Below are 21,243 nucleotides of genomic sequence, written 5' to 3'. Positions count from 1 at the left end.
TATAAACGTTAGTATTTTCATAATAAGGACGTTTTTATAGATAGGGCAAAATGGCATCGAAATATTAACCAGGGAGATTTGTTTATGTCTCAATTGATATTCAAAAATTACGGTAAAAGCTATCAGCTTAGAATCCAGGATGCTCAAGATTTGGAGAAGATACAAGTTCTTGATGAAACGCACTGGGCAGCTACCAGCGTTCCGATCAACACCCTCAACTGTGATCCCGCATTTACTTCTTATGTAGATACTGATCAAAACGGTCGCATCAGAACAGATGAAATCAAGGATGCACAGGCTTGGCTATTTCGATTTCTTGCCAATCGCAGCCATTTGTCCGAAGGTAGTGATGTCTTAGATTTAAACGATATTGATACCAGTCATCCTGAAGGTAAAAAATTACGCGCAGCTGCAGAGCTTATTTTAACCAATCTTAATTTACCAGGCGCAGAGAAGATTAGTCTAGCTCAGGTACGTGACGTGCAAAGCATCATGGCTAACGCAGCGAATAATGGCGATGGGATTATTCCTCCGGACGCCACATCTGAGACCGATTTATCTCAATTCATTACAGCAGTCATAGAGACTGTTGGCCCTGTTCTTGATGCCAGCGGTAAAGCAGGGATTGGCCAAGAACAGCTTAAGATATTTTTTAATGAGACGGAAGGATATCTTGCATGGAAAGAAAAAGGGGAAACCCCTAATGGGGATAATACCACCGAGGTCATGCCTTGGGGTACCGAAACACCAGAAGCTTATGAGTTAATGACTGGCCTGGAAGAAAAGATCGAGCAGTATTTTATACAGTGTGCAATGATCGAGTTTGATAAAAAAGCTCAAGCTCAGATGCAGCTTCGCCAAAATGAGCTCGAAGAAATTGATTTTACAGATAAATCAATAATGGAAGCCCGAATTAATGATGCCCCATTGGCTCCGCCTAACCCAAAAGGTATCTTGGATTTAGAGGGAACAATCAACCCCTTATATGTTGAACGCCTTTTTTGTCTTAGGGAGAAGGTTCTAAATCGCACTCTTGAGGAACCGGTCAAGCATCTTACCCAAAAACAGTGGGATAAGGTAAAAGATGTCTTTGCCTCATACCGGACGTGGTTAGAAAGTAAACAGGGCATAAAAGTAGAACAGCTAGACACGGATAAACTGCGTACTTATCTTAATGGACACTACAGAAATCGTGTGAGTGAGATTATTGCAAAAGATGTGGCTGTAGCTAATGATTTAAACGAGATACATAATTTGGAAAAGTTAATCCTTTACCAAAGATGGTTGATGGAATTGGTAAACAATTTTGTGTGTTTTTCAAATCTTTATTGTCCCAAAACTCGGTCCCTTATTGAAATGGGTACATTAGTAATTGATGGAAGACAAATTACATTTACAATGAAAGTTAAGGATAGGCAGGCACACAAAAAGATAGCGAAAAAGAGTTGTATGTATCTATTGTATGTGGAGGTTACCGGCCGCCAGGATAAAGATATTAAATTTGAGATTGTAGCTGCGGTAACTTCCGGTACTGCAGGTAGGTTGCGCATTGGTAAACGCGGCATTTTTTTTACTGTAGATGACCGAGAATGGGATGCCCAGATAGTGGATATCGTGAAAAACCCTATAAGCATCTATGAATCAGTGAAAGCGCCTTTTCAGCAATTTACAAGTTTCATAAAGACGCAAATAGATAAATTTACCAAGTCCGGCGAGAGTAAGTTAGAGAAAAGTTTTGCTGCCCCTAGCGCATCGGGTATGACCCGCGATCTCTTATTAGGTGGAGGCATCGCAATTGCTGCTCTCGGATCATCCTTTGCTTATGTTACCAAATCCCTATCTCAAGTAAGTCCAACGCATATTCTTGTCGCATTAGTAGGAATAGCAGTCGTTGTTTTATTGCCAGGCATAATTGTGGGTTTTATCAAGATACGCAAAAGAGATATGAGTGTCCTCTTGGAAGCCTCAGGTTGGGCAGTCAATGTGCAGATGCGACTAAGTGCTACTTTGGGACGACTCTTTACACATGAACCAAATCTACCTAAAGGGGCACACAAGGAACGAAGGGATGTAATAGCGCAGTTCGTAAAAGACTTCGGTTACACTCCGTTACGGTCAGAGAGGCTGCCTGTAGTAATATTGATTATCTTACTCATCGTACTTGGTTTAATACTGGCTATGGTTACATTTCCAGGATTGAAATCTTTATAAGGAATATTGAAGTGCGATTTGTTTTTTTTGATTGATGGCTTGTGAGATGAATCTACCGTATTTATTTGTTGCTTTTAAGTTGATTAATTACCATGATTCGTCCATTATCATAACCTTTCGTGTATCTTATACTTAAATTCTACCAAATATAATTTTCTTATATGAAGTTCGGCTTTACGTGTAGGGTACATTTACTATAGTAATTTCAATCGTTGGGAAAACCTAAAGATGTTAGATACATTTCTCCACAAATCTGTACAATAAAACAGAAACTAAAGATAAATAAAGTATAAAAAGACTTATAGGGTAAGGCGCTTGTATGCATGTATTCTTAATTTATATTCGTGATCCCCAATTCCACACGCTTGCGTCAGAGCCGCGTGCAGAAAATGGGAAGATCAATATAATTGCATCACCACCACTTGGAATCATGACACTTTCTGCAGTGCTCAAGCAAGCTGGTCACGAGTGCACCATGTTTGACCAAGCTAACCCGGAAACACCAAATAAAGTAATCATTGAGAAAATTCAAAAAGAAAAACCGGACATTGTCGGATTAAGCTTCTTGAGTACAACTAGCTATCCACACGCGAAGACTCTTGCTCGAGATATCCGAACCGCTAATATAAAGGTGCCGCTAGCCTTTGGAGGCGTCTTTGCTTCGCTAAACGCTAAAGAAATCAAGACTCAGTGTCCTGATGTCGATTTTATTTGCCGAGGTGATGGTGAAGAGCTTATTCTTGATCTTTTGAAGAACCTTAATAATCTTGCAAGTGTCAAGGGACTTACTTGGACAAAAAACGGCCAAATAATAAATAACCCTGACCGGGAATTAAATTTTGATCTTGATCAATGGCCGTTTCCCGATCGCGAAAGTTTATCTTTAGAGTTTGTAGAAGCTATGCCTCTGGACGTGCCAGTAGTCTTATCAAAAAAACGTTTTACAACTATGCAAACTTCTCGTGGGTGTCCGTGGGCATGTGTATATTGTAACATCCCGATTCTCACCAAGAAAAAGTGGCGTCCCCGTAGTGCGCAACATATTATAAATGAATTAAAACACCTGACTGATCTTGGTTACGGTGCGGTATACTTCGTTGACGACAATTTTCTTCTACAACCTGAACGGATCGAGGAAATCTGTAAAGGCATTCAAGACAATAACCTTACAATTGAATGGGGTTGTGAAGGACGAGTCGATTCAACAGCACAACATCTTTTCCCGACCATGGTTAAGGCAAACTGTAAATCAATGATGTTTGGTATAGAAAGCGGTAGCCAAAATGTTCTTAATCGGTTGAACAAAAAGCAGACACTAGCAAAAATTAAGAGTGCTGTCATTGATTCCAAACGCGCAGGCATTGAACGCGTACACGGTTTTTTTGTTGTTGGTACTCCCGATGAAAAGATTGAAGATATAAAAGCAACTTTTGACTTTGCATCAAAGCTTCCGCTGGATACTTTTAACTTCAATCGCCTGTGTGTCTACCGTACCACACCGCTTTGGGATGAATATACGAAACGAGGTTTGATAGATGACAAGGCTGATTGGTATAAATACTTCAAATGTTCTGATATCGATCCTACCTGCCTTCCCAGTGAGGTAATTAACAAGCAGCGTAAGATTGGTTTTTGTCGTCTTTTTATCCACAAGATAATTTACTTCCCTATTCAAACCATACGATTGCTATATCTCTTCACACGCTATATGAAGTTTCGTTCTATTTTCTATATAATTGTAAAACCTTTCCTAAAAAGCAAGCCTGAATCAAAATAATACCTTAATATTCTCAACATGATTCTCCAGTCTTTACCTCTGTATGTTTCGATAGGAAAGAAGACGTCTACGACTTATCCGTGAATAGTGAATCGTATCTCGATTGATGTAAATATTTAACAAACACCTTCAACGAAATACGAGATACGAGATGCGAATAACGTGTAAAGTTATATTGCAAAAGGACACTTCGTGTCGTATACTTTTTGCATGGGGTGACTATATGTCGCTTCCTAATTTTTTGAATTGATTGTAAAGTAAAATAAGGGTTATAGTTGACAATAGGAGATTAATATGAATATTGCCCAGTTGGCTGAACAGATTGTAGTAGGAGAATCTGTCACACAGGATGAAATATCATGCTTAGTAAGTGAAGTAGATTTGTATGATCTTATGTATTGGGCTCATAAGATAAAATTGCATTTTAAAGGTAATGTTGTATCTCTTTGTTCGGTTTTTAACGCAAAAAGCGGGGCATGTAAAGAAGATTGCAAGTTTTGTGCTCAATCAGTGCATCATAACGTATCATTTGAACAGTATCCGTTAAAAAATGGCAGTGAATCTTTGAATGCATGTAAAGATGCTGAGCACAGTGGAGCCAATAGATTTGGCTTTGTCACAAGTGGCGGAGCACTTACCGATCGGGATTTTGAAGAGATATGCAAAATGATAAAAGCTACTCCTCAGGAGCGTCTTGATGTCTGTGCATCATTAGGTATTCTTACGAAGATTCAGACCTTAAAATTAAAAGAGATGGGCGTGAAAAGGGTTCATCATAATCTTGAGACATCGAGAAGTTTCTTTCCTCGCATATGTTCCACTCATGACTATGATCAGCGTGTTGAAACCGTGCGAATTGTTAAACGTGCAGGCATGGAAATATGCTGCGGAGGAATTTTTGGACTCGGTGAATCATGGGAAGACAGAATAGAGTTAGCTGTTATATTACGGGATTTGCAAGTTGATGCAGTGCCGCTAAATTTTCTTAATCCGATTAAGGGTACACCTTTAGGGGGTACGTCGCCGTTACATCCCTTAGAAATATTGAGAATTATCAGTATCTATAGATTTATTATGCCATCTGCCGATATTAGTATCTGTGGTGGAAGAGAAAAAAACTTGAGGGATATGCAAAGCTGGATATTTTATGCTGGTGCGAATGGGGCAATGATAGGCAATTATCTGACAACACAGGGAAGGCCACCTGCTGATGATTGGCAGATGATATCTGATTGTGGGTTAACCTGTGGTTCTTCTTTGGATAAAGTATCCGTATAGGTAGGATGTAAAGGAATATATTTTGGAAACAAAACGTATTGTTCTTATAACCGGAAGTTCACGAGGAATTGGGCGTGCACTTGCGCTAAAATGTGCCGTATGTGGCGACACGGTTATTATTAATTATCAACATGATGATGAGGCGGCTCAAGCGGTGCTTCGGAAAGTAAAAAAAAGCGGTGGTGATGGAATTGTTGTGCGCGGGAATGTTGCTCGTGCATATGATGTGAAAAATCTTTTTAAGGTAATTAAGAACACGTACGGTAAACTTGATGTAGTTATAAATAATGCCGGTGTGACAAGTAAAAAACATGTTATTTCAATGACCAGCGATGAGTTTGACCGGGTGATTTCAATAAATCTTAAAGGGACATTTCTTATTATGAAAGAGGCATTACGCCTCATGATTGCCCAAAGGGCCGGGCATGTTATCAATATTTCTTCATTTGTGGGGGTAAAGGGATCTTCAGGACAGTCGCATTATGCTGCGAGTAAAGCAGCAGTGATTGGTCTCTCGAAATCTGCAGCACAAGAATATGGCAAATATAACATAAAGGTCAATGTTGTTTTGCCTGGATTGCTTAAGACGGATATGGGGCTCGATAATACCCATATGTATTTAGAAAAGACAATAAATGATAACTGTTTAGAACGGTTATCTGATCTTGATGAAATAGCGGAAAGTGTCTATGAATTATCAGGAAAAAACAATATATCTGGTCAGGTATATAATTTAGACAGTCGGATACTATGAAAAGAAAAGTTGTTGTTACCGGTATAGGATTGGTTACCCCATTAGGAGGTGCTCCAGATGTTTTTTGGAGACACATATCATCGGGAAAAACTGCTGTAGGGATTTTATCAGGTGACAGACAAAAATATTATGTTTCTGTTGGCGCTGAAGTAAAAGAAAAGATTCCGGATGCGTATCGTTTGTATAATCGTAATGTGCAATTTGCGCTTATGGCTGCTTTTCGCGCACTGGACGATGCTAAACTCAATGAGAATATCTATAAAGAAGAAATATGCGGCACGGTTGTTAGTTCAAGTAAAATCAATGTTCATATCGCTGAGCGATTTCAGAGTGCAGTAAGGGAGGGAAGTTTTGATAGGTGTAGCCTTGATGCCTGTTATCCGGGGAATGCGATTGCACGAGAATGTGGTCTTAATGGGCCGGTCCTCCATATAGCCTCAGCGTGTGCCACGGGAATACACTCGATTATACAGGGTATGCGTATGATTGAGTTTGGAGATGCTGATATTGTTCTAGCGGGAGCGTCTGAAGCATCACTGTCAGATTTTATAATGGCAGGGTTTAAGAAGATGGGGGTGCTGGCACAACCATGCTCACATAATGAGACAATTTTTAAACCGTATGATAAAAATCGATCCGGATTTGTAATTGGTGAGGGGGCTGGTGTTGTTGTATTAGAATCTATGGATCATGCTAAAAAAAGAAATGCCGCTATGTATGGGCACATTACGTCGGGAGTTATGTCAAATGATGCTCATCATATCACATCATTTGATTGCAATGCACGGCAGATTGCGCATTCTATTCGAAAAGCTTTGCATGAGTCAGCATTGGGTGCTGTAGATTATGTAAATTGTCATGGGACAGCAACAGAGAAAAATGATACAATAGAGACCAGAGGAATAAAGGATGGGTTTGGCTGCTCAGTGAATGGAGTCTCACTTTCCTCAACAAAACCAATGACGGGACATTTGCTTGGTGCAAGTGGAAGTGTTGAATTAATTTTATCACTTTTGGCTATGAAGAATAATTATGTGCCGCCAACAATAAATCTCGTGGATCCTGATCCGGAGTGTGATTTGGACTATACGGCGCTGAGAGGGGTGCAAAAAGACATTGCGAGTGTTATGAGTTTGTCGTATGGTTTTGGGGGACATATTGGGGCGATTATTGCCCGAAAAATATAAAATAACATATAAAGAGGTATTGTATGAAGAAATTGTCTTTTCTTACGAAGGAGCTTGAAGAATTAGAGAAAAGTGGTTTGTATAGACGTTTGCGTATTATTTCTTCAAGTCAGGAAGCGCAAGTTATTATTGGAAAAAAGAAATATCTTTCTTTTAGCTCAAATAATTATCTTGGACTTGCCACTCACCAGAGGGTGAAAGACGCTGCCATTGAGGCAATCAAAAAATATGGCTGCGGAGCGGCTTCATCACGTCTTATTTCTGGAACGATGGAGCTTCATGATCAGCTGGAAAAAAGAATAGCTCTTTTTGAGGGGAAAGAAGCGGCGATTTTGTATCCTACGGGCTATACCGCCAATGTGGGAACAATTACATCTCTCGTTGATGAAAATGATGTCATTCTCCTCGATAGATTAAATCATGCAAGCATTATTGATGCCGCCAGATTATCAAAAGCAAAGATTGCAGTCTATCCTCATTGTGATCCCGCAAAACTTAATGCTGCTTTAAAAAGATATTCTAAACATCGCAGAAAATTGGTGATTACCGATTCAGTGTTCAGTATGGATGGCGATCTTGCACCGCTACCGCAGATTATCGAAGTTGCAAAAAAACACGATGCTATTATTATGATAGATGAAGCACATGCAACAGGTGTATTGGGAGAAAACGGTCGAGGGGCAAGCGAATACTTTAGGGTAGAGGACACCATTGATATAAAAATGGGGACACTCAGTAAAGCGGTAGGAGGATTAGGCGGGTTTGTTGTAGGATCAAGTGATTTAATAGAATTCTTGCGAAATAAAGCGCGCAGTTTTATTTATACAACGGCTCTTCCTCCGGCTGTATGCGCTGCTTCAATTGAAGCGCTTAATATTATTGAAGATGATCCCGAACGGAGACAAAAATATTGGGACATGGTGACTTATATACGCAATGGTCTTAAATCTATGGGGTATAATACGGGAGCTTCATCTACACAAATAATACCTGTTATTATTGGTGATGAGAAGAAAACAATGGAAATATCAAAATTTCTATACGAAAATAATATTCTAGCGCCGGGGATACGATATCCTACTGTTCCTAAGAATGAAGCGCGTGTGCGACTCACTATGATGGCAACACATTCTCAAGAGGATATTATTAAACTCTTAAGTGCATTCGAGAAAATTAAACAAAAATTTTATTCGTAATATGAACAAGTATGTAATAAGGGTGAATATATGACAACGCAAAATCGTCTATTAGAATTTGAAGATAAACGCTATGTATGGCATCCGTTTACGCAGATGGAGGACTACGAGCATGAAATCCCGCTTATTGTAAAAGAAGGCAGTGGTGTGCATCTATGGGATATTTATGGGAGAAGGTATATTGATGGAGTGTCTTCATTGTGGGTTAATGTGCATGGACATAGAAAAAAAGAGATTGATAGGGCAATTATCGATCAATTAAAACTGATCGCGCACTCAACTCTTTTAGGGCTCTCAAATATTCCTGCCATTACGTTAGCGAAACGGTTAGTGGAAATCACCCCGGAGGGGCTAGAAAAGGTATTTTATTCAGACAGTGGTTCAGAAGGAGTTGAAATCGCTTTAAAGATAGCTCTACAATACTGGAGGCAGATTGATGACACTTCCGGCAAAAAAACAAAATTCATCTCATTTGAAAACGCGTACCACGGAGATACTGTAGGTGCGGTGAGTGTCGGAAAGATCCCTCTCTTTCATGGCATTTACAAACCACTATTGTTCGATACCATTACCACGCCTTCACCTTATTGTTATCGATGTTCGTATGGAAACACCAAAGAGGAGTGCGGTGGAGAGTGCCTAAAACGTTTAGAAGAAATTTTAAAAAACGAGTCTGAAACTGTTGCCGGTCTTATTGTAGAACCCCTTGTGCAAGGTGCTAGCGGTATGCTGAAAGCGCCAAAAACTTTTCTGTCTCAAATCAGGGCGCTGTGCAGTAAATACAATGTACTCATGATCGCTGATGAGGTTGCAACAGGTTTTGGCCGAACAGGAAAAATGTGGGCATGTGAACATGAAGATGTTTCGCCCGATATTATGATTATAGCAAAAGGGCTTACCGGAGGGTATTTGCCTCTTGCAGCGACGCTCACCACTCAAGAGATATATAACGCTTTTTGTGGAGAGTATGGTCAAAAGAAAACGTTTTACCATGGCCATACCTATACAGGAAACCAACTTTGCTGTGCTGCTGCACTGGCAAATCTTGATGTATTTAAAAATGAGCATGTTGTTGAAAAATTGTTTCCGAAGATTAAGGCCTTGAGAAAAGGGTTAATGCGTTTTGCAAAATTGAGACATGTTGGCGATGTCAGGTTATGTGGTTTTATGGTTGGGATAGAGTTAGTTAAAGACAAAAAAACAAAAGAATCATTTTTAATGGAAGAAAAAATGGGCCATAACGTTATTATGGAGGCGAGAAAAAATCGTGTTATTTTAAGGCCGTTAGGGGATGTTATCGTTTTGATGCCTCCTTTATCGATTACCTTAAGTGAACTAAAAGACCTTCTTGATGTAACATATAATGCAATAAACAAGGTGACAAAATCTTCATAAGATAGGACATCCTGTTTCCTCTCTTCGTTATCTTTCATTGTAAGGAACCCCATATATGCATAAAGGGATATTTGCAACAGGTACAGATACTGATATCGGGAAAACATTTGTATCGGGACTTATTGCGCAGGCTTTTCTGAGAAGAAATATAAGAACGATCGTAGTAAAACCGATTGCAACAGGTGGACGGAAACTAAAAGGTCAATGCATATCTCCTGATACACTATACTTAAAAAAGAAACTCAACCTACCTCAACAACAAAATGAATTAAACCCTGTTTGTTTTTCTGCGCCCCTTGCCCCTCTTTCGGCATCCCGTATTGAAAAGAAAACGATCAATATTAAAAACGTGTTAAAAAGCGTAGAGCATGCTGCACAGAATTATGACCAGATCATAGTTGAAGGTATTGGAGGAGTGTCTGTTCCAATAACGAAAGACTATTTTGTAAGTAATCTCATAAAAGATATTGGTTTTCCAGTCATTATTGTTGCCCGATCGAGCTTAGGAACAATTAATCATACACTGCTTACCATTAATGAGCTCGAACGTCGCGGTATAAGTATTCTTGGTGTTATATATAATGATTGTACAAGGACAAAGAAAGGGTTGGCTCAGAAGACAAGCCCACGCATTATTTCTGAATGTTCCAAGGTTCCGATCTTGGGAGAAATCCCGTATGTATCTGAAAAAGATACGAAAGGATATAATGCTCTTGCTGATATGCTCTACACTAAGATTATGAGAAGATTACGTGTTCTAGATAGCGTTTAGCGCTTAGCGTATAGTTAAAAACTAAAGCAAAATCTAAACGCTATCCGCTATAATTGAGTTACGCTGGAAGCGTTAAATCACTCTTCGTAAGTATAGGATAATAGGGAATACCTTTTTCCTCAAAAAGTTCCTGTCCGCCTTGCTCACGGTCGAGAAGTGCAAGAACCTTTTTGACGGTACAGTTATTTTCCTGGAGAATCTCTATTGCTTTAAGTACCGATCCCCCTGTAGTGATAACATCCTCAATAACGGCAACTTCTGTCCCGGGTGCTACTGGCCCTTCTATCATTTTCATTGTGCCGTGTTGTTTTATTTCTTTTCGCACGATAAAACCGGCCATAGGGATGTTTCGATTATGACATTCATATAATAGTGCACCGACAAATGGATCTGCCCCCATGGTGGGGCCTCCTACCGCTTGCACATCTGTTAATAGATCCGCAAAAAGTTTTGCGATTATGACGATGCCATCACTACTCAGTGTCGTCTGTTTTCCGTCCACGTAATAATTGCTCTTTTTTCCAGATGCAAGCGTTACGTTTTTAATAATGACGGATTTGTTCTGAACAATGGATAGTAGTTTGCTTTTTAGTTCATCATTATACTGTATCATGCACGCCTCCAAGTTGGTCGTATTATTACTTCTCAATACCGCACTCTTTTTTTACCAGAACTTTATAATAATAACAATCATTTTATCATGATATGGGGATAGTATCATTTCACAATCCCTATGGATATATTTTTATTAAAGAGAGTGTTGTAAATATAATAATGTTTGTTGTATACTGCTGATATGAAATGTGAGCATGTTCGACATAGTGTGGTATGTGTGCTAATCGTTGTGCTGGTGGGTATGGGTGCAGGATGCAGTACATCAAAAAAACAGGCGCAAAACAATATTGTGCGGGATCCTAACTTTAAAGGTTTTTATTGTCAAGAATGCATGCAGGGAATAGTAATAGAAGAATAATTACACAGATTACGGTTGCTCTTGTTTTATCGTTAGTATTAATAAATAGTATTATCTATTTTGTTGTTACGAGACAAACCAGGGAATCGCTCATCAATGAAGCCGTTAGCGAAGCGCGTTTTTACGCCAGCGTGCTGAAACCGCGTATTATTAGTGAAATGACCTCTCATACTGCATCTTATGTACATCAGACTTTAAGAAATGTCTATAGTAAAGGGAGGATCAAATCTCTTTCCTTGTATAACAAAAAGGGAAAACTGATTTTTACCAGCGATCCAACACCGAGGGAAAACGCAGTTACTGAAAGTGGTGTGAGCACAGTCTTAACCTCAGGAAAGGAAGAAGTCACGTTTTTGCATAACCATTCAAACCTTTATGTGTACCAACCGTTACGGATGAAAGAATATGGGCTATATGGCGTGCTTTCGATAGGGATAAAAGGTATACGTGCAGTTGAGCGTTCATATGAGAAGGCACTTTCTTTTATGGCGATTGCAACAGCGATCATTCTCTGCATTGCGCTTGTCATATATTTTGTTGTTAAATATTTTTTAATTGATGCAGCTGATAAAATGTCAGCGCAAGTATATCGACTTGAAACCGAAGAGAATATTGCTCAAGAAACCGATTATCATCGTTTTGGATATTTTTTTAATGTTACGTTTCGCATATCTCATCTGGTGAAAGATTTGAGGCAAGAAATAGAAACGTTAAAAGTGAAAATCCGCGACTATAAAAAAGTGACTGCTCAACAAAAGGAATTTTTGAACGCCGCATGTAAAGAATTTATCCCGAAATCTTTTCGGCATTCAAAACTGGATGCTGAAGTGAAGTATATTCCTTATAGTGATTCTCATGCGGATTTTGCCTATATTTATCCATCAGAAGAGTACGTGTATATGGTGATGGGGCATACGGGGAGAGAAGGCTATGAATCAATCGCTGCAATAAATATTATCGGGAACATTATAAAAGAATGCTTACATAAGAAACGATTGCCGAATGATATGTATGATGAAATTGTAAAAGGCGTAAAAGAAAATATTGAGGAAGCATTGTTTTCGTTGCTTGTTGTGGTTATTGACCATAATACAAATTCATTGAGGCATTATGGAAATATGGCGCATCCGCTTATATTGTGGAAAAAGAGCGATAAGAGTTTCATGCTTCTTAAACCTAAAGGGGCTTCTGGAGTGATTGACAGTGCTGAGGTAGAAGGTTCTCTCGTAGGTCGCGCTGCGCTGTCTTCCGGCGATAAAATTATTATGTGCAATCAAAACCTTATCAATATAAAAGATATTCTCGGTAAGCGTTTAGGGGTGGAAACTCTTATGGATATGTTGTTAAAAAACATTGAATCTTCTTCCATGAATCTTAAAGATATTCTTTCATTAGAATTGCAGAAATACTGTGAAAATAATGCTGGCAGTGACATTTTCTTTATTATTGCAGAGTATAAAGGAATAGAGATATATCCGCATAATAAAGAGAAAGAACCATTGGGTTTGAACGTTTGATTGTAACCTCCTGACGAATATGGGGAAAAGTGAAAGCGGTTATTGTAATTCCTACCTATAATGAATCTGATAATATTGCTGAACTTATCAATGATATTGGTAAGCTGCACATTGATTGCGATATACTTGTTGTTGATGACAGTTCCCCTGATGGTACAGCGCACATTGTAAGAGAAATAGCGGAGCGCAATCCTCGTGTGCATGTTATGATAAGAAGTCATGATAAAGGAAGAGGATATGCTGGCAGGGATGGGTTTATAAAAGCGATCAAGATGCAGCCGGAGTTTATCATTGAAATGGACGCGGATTTTTCACATAATCCAAAATATATTCCGTCTTTGCTTCGAGAATGCATCCACGCAGATGTTGTTATTGGTTCACGTGCCGTGCCTAACGGAAAAGAAATTGGTAGAGGCATAGCTCGTCAAGTTGTTACAAAATGTGCTCAGATCATTATTCGAGTGCTTCTTAATGTACCTGTTCGTGATTGCACGTCTGGGTATCGCTGTTTTAAAAGGAGCGTGTTAGAGAGAATTGGTGTTGATTCTTTAATCTCGAGTGGCCCATCGATAGTTGAAGAAGTGCTTTTGCGGTGCAGTCATATAGGCGTCACATTTAAGGAAATACCGATTATCTTTGAGGATAGAAAAAAAGGACAGTCAAATCTTACCCCGATAAAATTGCTGCACACATTGTGGATGATAATTATATTTCGTTTTGGTGGCAAATCAAAGAATGTGTCGTGAACACCGTAAGAGGCAGTCTCTTCTGGGATATTATTTTAGTGCTGCTTCTGCATATGAGCGGACGAGCGGGCTTGCATCATTTAATGCGGTCTTATAATAGGTAAGAGAAGACGCATCATTAAATTTAGTCAAGGCTTCAATTGCATTTGCCCGAGCGAGTTCGTACGGATCACCAAGCATACTAACGATTTGTTCGGTAAAATTAAGTGCACCCAGTTTTCCGAGAGAAAATATTGCGCATGCGCGGATCCATCCATAATGAGATTTGAGGAGTTCCGCAACAAGCTTTTTGCATTTCTTTTCATCTAGATCAGGCGGGGGCATTGTTGTTGCTTCTTCGATGATTGGAATGATTTCTTTTAAGATATCTTTTTCACCTATTTGCTCAAGGGCTTCAAGAGCGTTAGCACGGTAGAAGCGGTTCGGGTGACTGAGGTTTCGTACAATAGATTTAATTGACTGAGTATTTCCTCCCAAAAGGGCTATAATGCTGATAATATTTTCTTTCGCTTCAGTTATTTGATCCTTGAGAGAATCAATTAAGATCAAAACGCTATTTTTTACAGGCATAGTTTCGAAGGCACTTATATAAAACTCATTTTGTTTAATTGTTTTAATCTCTTCAAAAGCAGTGTGCTTCAGAATTGATTTGATGTTTTTGTCTGTTGATACTGCAACTGCTTTAATGAGGAACTTTCTTTCATACACATCCTTGTTTTGCAATTCTTCCACAATGTGTTGTTGGCCAATGGTTCCGAGAAGCATAAGTGATTGTGTTGCGGTATCTTTAATTGTGCTGGTTGTCTTTGAGCGTAAAATAGAGATGAGGATTTTCGCTGATCGTACGCAATGGATATTTCCCAGTGACAGGATTGCTCTTTGTTTGATTTTTTGTTCTGAAGAATGAAGCCCTTCTTCAAAATAGGAGAGGTAATCTTCTTTTTTTATTTCTCCAAATGCGTAGAGTGATGATATTTTTTCTTCTTCAGAGCCATTTTTAAACATGGTATCTAATGTGCGTATCGCATTTTCATAGTGTTCGGTCATTGTAAGCTGAAAGATTATTATTGCTGCATTTGCACGTACTCTATGGTCAGTATCATTTAGCCTCTCTGGAATGAGGCTGTAAAATTGCGGTACATTAAGTAGTGCAAGCGCCTCTATTGTGTTGGCTCTGATCCGCGCATTACTGTCAGAAATAGATTTTTTAATGATGCTCGCAGCTTGTGTTCCGCCGAGCTTTCCAAGTACTTTGATGATGGAGGCTTTTACTCGCGGATTATCTTCATTCTCATACATTTTAGAAAGAGGGGTTTGGGCGGTCGTATTGTTAATCGCACCGATAATATCAACAATAAAGCAGCGAATATTAAAGTCTTTATCATCGAGCGCTTGATATAATTTTTTAAATATTTCTTTTTCACCTAATTTGCCGAATAAACCGGCAAATGATTCGAGTTGACTGTAATCTTTCGCTTCAAACATTGAGAGCACAGACTGAATATATGCTTTTTTTAACCGCAGAGAATTGAGTATGTATAATATGGAAAAGAATATTGAAATTCCACATATAACAAAAGGGCTTAAGCCTTTTATCGCAAGGATCGCAATGCCGATTAAAAAAACACCTATTGGTTGAACAAGACTCTCAGTGAATGTTTTTGCCCTTCCACGCCTTTCTTTAGATATAGGGTTGTAGAGCAGGTTATACGAGAGACGATAAATAGAACTTGAAGTCACTTTTTGTCCCATGCGAGTTAATATTGTAGAAAGGAACGGTTGAATGGGTACTCTGCCGCCCATGCCAAAGAGAGTAAGCATAATGCTGCTAAAACCAAAGGTTAAAACCGAGGGAAGTATTAGCTGTGAATTAGCAACACCAATAGCGTTTAGAAACCGTTGCGCAAGAAAAAACTGGAAAAGAAGTGCAACAGAGATGCAAATACCGTCAAACATACCGTAAAAAGCGGTAAGCTGATCAGTTTTAATAACGCCATTGTGAGTAAAATGATTGCTTGCCGCGAGATTGAATTGGAAATCGAGAAGATATATTAAAGAAGAGTATAAGATAAAAGATATACAAATATATTTAAGTAAAGGAGTATCTTTCAATATACCTATATCCATGTGTATACGCTGCATTTTAGATATTCCGGCTGCTTTCCTTTTGCCTTGTACATTAAAAGCGATTTCTTTTGGGAAAATTGCTTTAATAATCAGAATGATTATGATGGTGGAAACAAGTGCCGCTGCAGAGATGAGAAGCAAATTAGATGTTTTCATATATTGCACAAGGACTCTTGTTCCAAATGCGCCGAGCATTCCACCCACAAGAGACCATCCAATAATAAGCGGAAAGACTCTTTTTGCTTGTCGTGTATCACACAGGTCAGATGCAATAAGCCAGAATTCAAGGAAAAGAATGGTGTCAATAATATAGGAGACAATATAGAGAAAGTAATAAATCCATGAGTGACCGCAGCGTATTATCACGTACGAAAACAAAATAAATATGGTTAAAAGTGTAACGGTGATAATGTACACTTTGTGCCGTTGCAATTTATCAATAAAAGGAATAAGAATCAGACCGCTCACAACGAGAGCGATCGCGCAGCCCATGTAGGTAATAGGTAGGTTCTCAGCGCCAATGTTAGAGACAAAAAGAGAGTTGCTTATGGTTTTTAAGCTGACAATAACACAGCAAATGGAAACAATGAAGAGTTGGAGCGTTAGTAATGGTTTCCAGTCTTCATCATGTATTTTTAATAAACTTGCTGCGTATGATTTTATACGGTTCATAGTATAATCTTTACAATAACAGTGTCGAAGATTTTATCCGCCTTCAAGCTCTTCGATCCATTTAAGAACTTGTTTGAGGTCAGGGGCATCTGGATTATATTCAAGATATTTCCAGAAATGTGTTATCGCATTTGTCTTATCTCCCAAAAGCGGGGAAACGATTCCAAGTCCGTAATGTGCTTCGGCAAATTCCGGGTCAAGGTCAAGCGCGTCCTCAAAAGCGGTACGCGCATCTTCATATTCGCCGAGCTGTACGAGTGCGAGTCCAAGTCCTTGGTATGCATCAGCATAATCAGGATTGATGTTGAGCGCTTGAGTGTAATGTTCTTTTGCCGCTTGAAAATCACCGTTGTCAAATGCTTCTACCCCTTCGTTGTAGAAGGAGACTTCTTGACTGCGGGCAGCGTTCTTCTCCTTGAGTTGAGCTATCCAGCCTTTGACTTTAGGGATATCGTCAGCCTTTGGAGCGAGTTCAATGTAGCGTTCAAAATGATATACCGCTTTCTTTTCATCGTTTCGGGTAATTGGGTAAACAATGCCGAGTCCATAATGTGCTTCAGGCCGGTAGGGATCAATAAGTAACGCTTCTTGAAACGCATAAAGAGCGCCTTCAAATTTTTTCAGTTTTATGTTCACTAGCCCGAGCCCTTCGTATGCAGGTGCATAGTGAGGATTTCTATCAAGCGCTTTTTTATACATCTTCCGCGCTTCACTGTATTTTTTTTGGTGGTCAAGATCAACAGCTTTGTTGTATGTGTCGATAAGTACCTGGTCGCGTTTAACATCGCCCATACGTTTTAATTTGCGTATCCATTGTTTGACTTTTTTCATTTTTTTCGGGTCAGGTGGCGCAAAAGAGTCAACAGTCATATATAGTTTAAAATGCTCAAGCGCTTTTTCGCTGTTGTGTTCGACAAGTGGGTAAACGATCCCAAGATAATAATGGGTTTCCCGGTCATATTTATCGAGATAATAAGCTTCTTTGAGCGCCTTGAGGGCATTTTTATGGAGGCCTTTTTTTACATATACTCTTCCGATGCATCGATGCGCTTTTGCGAAATCAGGGGACACAAGTGTGGCGTGGTAGTAAGCGTTAATTGCTTTACCGTATTTTTGTTTTGCTTCATTTTTGACGCCGCTTTTGTAAAATCTATCTGCGTGTTCGGTGTCTGCATCGAAGCATGCCCCTGAAAAAGCATACACAAATGAGAGCAAAATAGTCGATATGAATATACATGCGTTATGTATGTGTGTTTTCATTGCTTGTACTCCTTTTTTAGAGATTCTTCTGTGATAATAACTGGATTTCTTTGTTTGTATCGCGTAGTCTTTGGCTAAAAACCTTGAATATCTCAAATGCTATTTCAGGATATTCATTCACTACTTGTCTAAAATTCTCTTTATCGACAGTCAGAAGTATTGAGTCGTCATCTGCACGCGCAGAGGCGGAGCGGGGAGAATTATCCAGTATTGCCATCTCACCAAAATAGCATTGTTCTTTGAGGTGTGCGAGGGTCTTTTCGCTACCATCTTCTAATGCTTTGAATATGGCAACACTCCCTTTTTTTATTATATAGAGCACATCGCCGATATCACTTTCATTAAAAATAACGGTTCCTGCCTCATATACGTTTTCGACTGCTATGTCCGCAATTCTTTTTAGACCTTCTCCGTGTATGTTGGAGAAGAGAGGAACCCGTTTTAAGAACAATATGGTTTCCATTAAGGATATCATCGCACTGCTCCTTTTAATTCCCCTCGTTATGATGATAAGTTTTAGTCAACCATTCTAAGGGGAGTTTACTGTATATGTTATGACGATAATATACTGAAAGGTGTTTCATGTAAAGACAGATTATTTTTCTAAACACGGTTTTCGGTGTGGGTTGGAAGGATAGTAGTGTTTATTGAGCGTTTAGCATTTAGCGTTTAGATTTTGTTTTAATTTTTTAACTATACGCTATTCGCTAGTAAAAGATTCTTGACAATTTTCTCTGTATTGGTAAAGTATACTAAATAGGTGGGAATTATATACTATGCATATAACATATAAAGGTGATTACGCTCTAAAGACCATGTTGTATCTTGCAGATATGTACGACAAAAAAGTCATGTCTATCCAGGAACTTGCAAAAAAAGGAGATATGCCGATAAAGTTTTTAGAGCAAGTGCTGCAGCTTTTGAAGAGAGGCGGTTTTGTTGTCAGTAAAAGAGGAACTAAAGGTGGGTATTATTTGGCACGGGCACCGGAAAAAATAACCTTGGGCGAGCTCATTCGGTTTATTGACGGACCCATAGAACCTATTGCTTGTGTTGGTTCGCGGGCTTATGCCGGGTGTGCAGATGTGAACGTCTGTGTTTTGAGGAAAGTAATGATACGGGTTAAGGATGCGGTATCTGATATTGTTGACAATGTTACGTTAAAAGAGTTAATGATAAAATAGAAATTATAAAGGGCTGTCACAGGATTGTTACGAAAATAGGGAGCTATAGAAATGAGTCAAGAATCATCTGGAGTCGTAAAGCAACATCAATTTACATTTGCGCAAGCTCCTGCAGAAATGATTTTGGAGTCCGGTCAGAAGTTAGGATCTATTAAGCTGATATATGAGACATACGGTGAATTGTCACCGGAGAAAGATAATGCAATACTCGTATTTCATGCTCTTTCGGGTGATGCGCATGTTTCCGGTAAGCACCACGAGGACGATAAGAAAGTTGGTTGGTGGGATAGTATGGTGGGGCCAGGCAAGGCGTACGATACAAATAAATATTTTATTATTTGTGCTAACGTTATTGGCGGATGTAAAGGGTCTACAGGACCAAGCTCCATTAACCCTGAGACGGGAAAGCCTTACGGTCTTTCTTTTCCCTTTATTACTCTTAAAGATATGGTGCGTGCTCAAAAACCCCTTATTGATTATCTTGGAGTAAAACAACTTTTAGCAGTTACCGGTGGGTCAATGGGCGGTATGTTGGCTCTTGAGTGGTCTACTTTGTATCCGGAAACAGTGAAATCATGTATAACATATGCGACAGCCGCGTACCAGACGCCTCAAAATATAGCGTTACATGAAGTGGGAAGAAAAGCGATATTTAATGATCCCGAGTGGTTTGACGGTGATTATTATGGAAAAGGCTTTCCCTCGCATGGTTTAGCTGTTGCGCGTATGATCGGGCATATTAGTTATCTTTCCGATATTACGATGAGGGAGAAGTTCGGAAGAAAATTGCAGGGTAAAGATAAATATAGTTATAATTTTTCACCTGAATTTCAGGTCGAAAGTTATTTGCATCACCAGGGTGATGCCTTCACAAAACGGTTTGATGCAAATAGCTATGTGTATATTACTCGTGCAATCGATTACTTTGATCTGGCAGACGGGGCTCCATCATTGCGTGAGCGGTTTGCGCAGTCTACAAATGTAAAATATCTTTTAATGTCTTTCAGTTCAGATTGGTTGTATACGCCATATCAAAGCGAAGAAATTGTTCGTGCCTTGAAAGCAAATAGTATTGATGTTACGTACTATAATATTAATACGACGTATGGGCATGACGCATTCTTAATTGATAATAAAAAGTTAAATCCGATAGTAAGTACTTTTTTGTCTCATAGGGCAAAAAAGAAAAAACGCCTATAGTATATATAATGCTAAAAACATTGAGGAATCATGTTAAGAAAAGAGTTTGATTTTATAGCAAGCATAGTTTCTCCTGGTGCTCGGGTCTTAGATCTCGGGTGTGGGGACGGAACGCTATTAGAAAAACTTGTCAAAGAAAAGGACGTTATTGCTCAGGGTGTTGAAATTTCTGAGACACTTGTTCACGAGTGTATTATGAAAGATCTCTCAGTGCTGCATTTTGATATTGATCAAGGTCTTATTGATTATAGGGATAATAGCTTTGATTATGTTGTTATTAATCAGACTCTTCAGGCTGTTAATAATCCGAAGCTGGTTATTGATGATGCGCTTAGGGTTGGACGAAATGTTATTATAGGATTTCCAAATTTTGCCTTTTGGTCAATACGGTGGAATCTAGCTATTAATGGCCGCATACATAATACGCCCGGTTTTCCTTATAAGTGGTACGATAAAGCTAATATTCATACATTAACGGTCAGAGACTTTATTGTGTACTGTAAGGAAGAGCATATCAATATATCTCACAAGTTTTTTGTCAGCAGGGCATCGTTTTTGAGTAATCTATTTTCAAGCCTATTTTCTGAAGTAGCCATCTTCTGTATATCCAAAAAAACTCAATAAATGCCTAAAAATTGGGCGCATTGCCAATTAATTACACATAATTATATTGTTTTGCGTAATGTGATTATGTATGTAACATTCATTTATAAAACCACTTAGGTTTTTTTATTTATCAGGGTGTTTTTGGCATCAATATTGCATGTATATATTGGCTTTTTGTTAGTGTTTGTTGTTGGTTAGTGTAAGAATCTGAGGGATAATGGTTAAAATAATAATTGGTGTTGTTTTAGGTGGGCTTATCGGGTTTGCTATCGGTTATTTCGGTAAGTGTGCAAGCGGCACCTGTCCTCTTACAAGTAATCCTATCGTAAGTACAATAATCGGTGTTGTTGTTGGTTTAATAATCACTATCGGAAAATAAGGGTATTAT

The 21,243-nt window shown here is 38.9% G+C and carries 19 protein-coding genes; 15 read left to right on the top strand and 4 right to left on the bottom strand.

Annotated elements, in window-relative coordinates; translation table 11 throughout:
• Positions 1–84: 84 nt before the first annotated feature.
• The 8 genes from P9M13_09925 (at position 85) to bioD (ending at position 10,570) form a co-directional block, all read left to right on the top strand.
• Positions 85–2,211 carry a hypothetical protein gene (locus P9M13_09925; protein MDP8263599.1) on the top strand — a complete coding sequence of 709 codons (2,127 nt, stop codon included), beginning with the start codon at positions 85–87 and terminating at the stop codon, positions 2,209–2,211.
• Between the two features lie 319 nt (positions 2,212–2,530).
• Entirely contained in the window at positions 2,531–3,988 is a 1,458-nt protein-coding gene (locus P9M13_09920; protein ID MDP8263598.1) for a radical SAM protein, read from the top strand.
• A gap of 294 nt (positions 3,989–4,282) precedes the next feature.
• Positions 4,283–5,266 (top strand): biotin synthase BioB, encoded by a 984-nt coding sequence (gene bioB, locus P9M13_09915; protein ID MDP8263597.1) that lies wholly within the window; start codon positions 4,283–4,285, stop codon positions 5,264–5,266.
• Positions 5,267–5,288: 22 nt separating this feature from the next.
• Positions 5,289–6,020, top strand: coding sequence for an SDR family NAD(P)-dependent oxidoreductase (locus P9M13_09910; protein MDP8263596.1), 732 nt, complete (start codon positions 5,289–5,291; stop codon positions 6,018–6,020).
• Positions 6,017–7,207 (top strand): beta-ketoacyl-[acyl-carrier-protein] synthase family protein, encoded by a 1,191-nt coding sequence (locus P9M13_09905; protein ID MDP8263595.1) that lies wholly within the window; start codon positions 6,017–6,019, stop codon positions 7,205–7,207. Before P9M13_09910 ends, P9M13_09905 begins: the two co-directional genes overlap by 4 nt.
• Positions 7,208–7,230: 23 nt before the next feature.
• Positions 7,231–8,403 carry an 8-amino-7-oxononanoate synthase gene (gene bioF / locus P9M13_09900; GenBank protein ID MDP8263594.1) on the top strand — a complete coding sequence of 391 codons (1,173 nt, stop codon included), beginning with the start codon at positions 7,231–7,233 and terminating at the stop codon, positions 8,401–8,403.
• 30 nt (positions 8,404–8,433) lie between these two features.
• Entirely contained in the window at positions 8,434–9,798 is a 1,365-nt protein-coding gene (gene bioA, locus P9M13_09895; GenBank protein ID MDP8263593.1) for an adenosylmethionine--8-amino-7-oxononanoate transaminase, read from the top strand.
• A 55-nt stretch (positions 9,799–9,853) separates the two neighbouring features.
• A complete protein-coding gene (bioD, locus tag P9M13_09890) occupies positions 9,854–10,570 on the top strand; it encodes a dethiobiotin synthase (protein ID MDP8263592.1) in 717 nt (238 codons plus the stop codon).
• A gap of 58 nt (positions 10,571–10,628) precedes the next feature.
• On the opposite strand, the gene pyrE is transcribed toward bioD, so the two are convergent.
• Entirely contained in the window at positions 10,629–11,183 is a 555-nt protein-coding gene (pyrE, locus tag P9M13_09885; protein ID MDP8263591.1) for an orotate phosphoribosyltransferase, read from the bottom strand.
• A 183-nt stretch (positions 11,184–11,366) separates the two neighbouring features.
• Here pyrE and P9M13_09880 point away from each other — a divergent pair, with 183 nt between their 5' ends.
• From P9M13_09880 to P9M13_09870, 3 genes are read left to right on the top strand one after another with little or no spacing between them, the layout of a single operon-like run.
• Complete coding sequence (locus tag P9M13_09880) at positions 11,367–11,543, top strand: hypothetical protein (GenBank protein MDP8263590.1); 177 nt, start codon at positions 11,367–11,369, stop codon at positions 11,541–11,543.
• Complete coding sequence (locus P9M13_09875) at positions 11,513–13,060, top strand: SpoIIE family protein phosphatase (GenBank protein MDP8263589.1); 1,548 nt, start codon at positions 11,513–11,515, stop codon at positions 13,058–13,060. The genes P9M13_09880 and P9M13_09875 overlap by 31 nt, the downstream gene beginning before the upstream one ends.
• Before the next feature lie 29 nt (positions 13,061–13,089).
• On the top strand, positions 13,090–13,806 hold the full coding sequence (locus P9M13_09870) for a polyprenol monophosphomannose synthase (protein MDP8263588.1): 717 nt from the start codon (positions 13,090–13,092) through the stop codon (positions 13,804–13,806).
• A gap of 30 nt (positions 13,807–13,836) precedes the next feature.
• Here P9M13_09870 and P9M13_09865 read toward each other — a convergent pair whose 3' ends face one another.
• From P9M13_09865 to P9M13_09855, 3 genes are read right to left on the bottom strand one after another with little or no spacing between them, the layout of a single operon-like run.
• Complete coding sequence (locus tag P9M13_09865) at positions 13,837–16,605, bottom strand: HEAT repeat domain-containing protein (GenBank protein MDP8263587.1); 2,769 nt, start codon at positions 16,603–16,605, stop codon at positions 13,837–13,839.
• A gap of 33 nt (positions 16,606–16,638) precedes the next feature.
• Positions 16,639–17,865 carry a tetratricopeptide repeat protein gene (locus P9M13_09860; protein MDP8263586.1) on the bottom strand — a complete coding sequence of 409 codons (1,227 nt, stop codon included), beginning with the start codon at positions 17,863–17,865 and terminating at the stop codon, positions 16,639–16,641.
• Between the two features lie 16 nt (positions 17,866–17,881).
• A complete protein-coding gene (locus P9M13_09855; GenBank protein ID MDP8263585.1) occupies positions 17,882–18,340 on the bottom strand; it encodes a cyclic nucleotide-binding domain-containing protein in 459 nt (152 codons plus the stop codon).
• Positions 18,341–18,641: 301 nt separating this feature from the next.
• Here P9M13_09855 and P9M13_09850 point away from each other — a divergent pair, with 301 nt between their 5' ends.
• The 4 genes from P9M13_09850 to P9M13_09835 all read left to right on the top strand — a co-directional run bounded on the left by P9M13_09850 (position 18,642) and on the right by P9M13_09835 (position 21,234).
• Positions 18,642–19,049 carry an Rrf2 family transcriptional regulator gene (locus P9M13_09850; protein MDP8263584.1) on the top strand — a complete coding sequence of 136 codons (408 nt, stop codon included), beginning with the start codon at positions 18,642–18,644 and terminating at the stop codon, positions 19,047–19,049.
• A 51-nt stretch (positions 19,050–19,100) separates the two neighbouring features.
• Positions 19,101–20,249: a homoserine O-acetyltransferase gene (locus P9M13_09845; GenBank protein ID MDP8263583.1), complete on the top strand. Its 1,149-nt coding sequence runs from the start codon at positions 19,101–19,103 to the stop codon at positions 20,247–20,249.
• A gap of 30 nt (positions 20,250–20,279) precedes the next feature.
• Positions 20,280–20,873, top strand: a complete 594-nt coding sequence (gene metW, locus P9M13_09840) for a methionine biosynthesis protein MetW (protein ID MDP8263582.1) — start codon at positions 20,280–20,282, stop codon at positions 20,871–20,873.
• Between the two features lie 199 nt (positions 20,874–21,072).
• On the top strand, positions 21,073–21,234 hold the full coding sequence (locus tag P9M13_09835) for a DUF6132 family protein (GenBank protein ID MDP8263581.1): 162 nt from the start codon (positions 21,073–21,075) through the stop codon (positions 21,232–21,234).
• Positions 21,235–21,243 lie beyond the last annotated feature (9 nt).

Source organism: Candidatus Ancaeobacter aquaticus, from assembly GCA_030765405.1.
Classification (GTDB): domain Bacteria; phylum Auribacterota; class Ancaeobacteria; order Ancaeobacterales; family Ancaeobacteraceae; genus Ancaeobacter; species Ancaeobacter aquaticus.
This window is presented reverse-complemented; position numbering and strand designations above follow the sequence as displayed.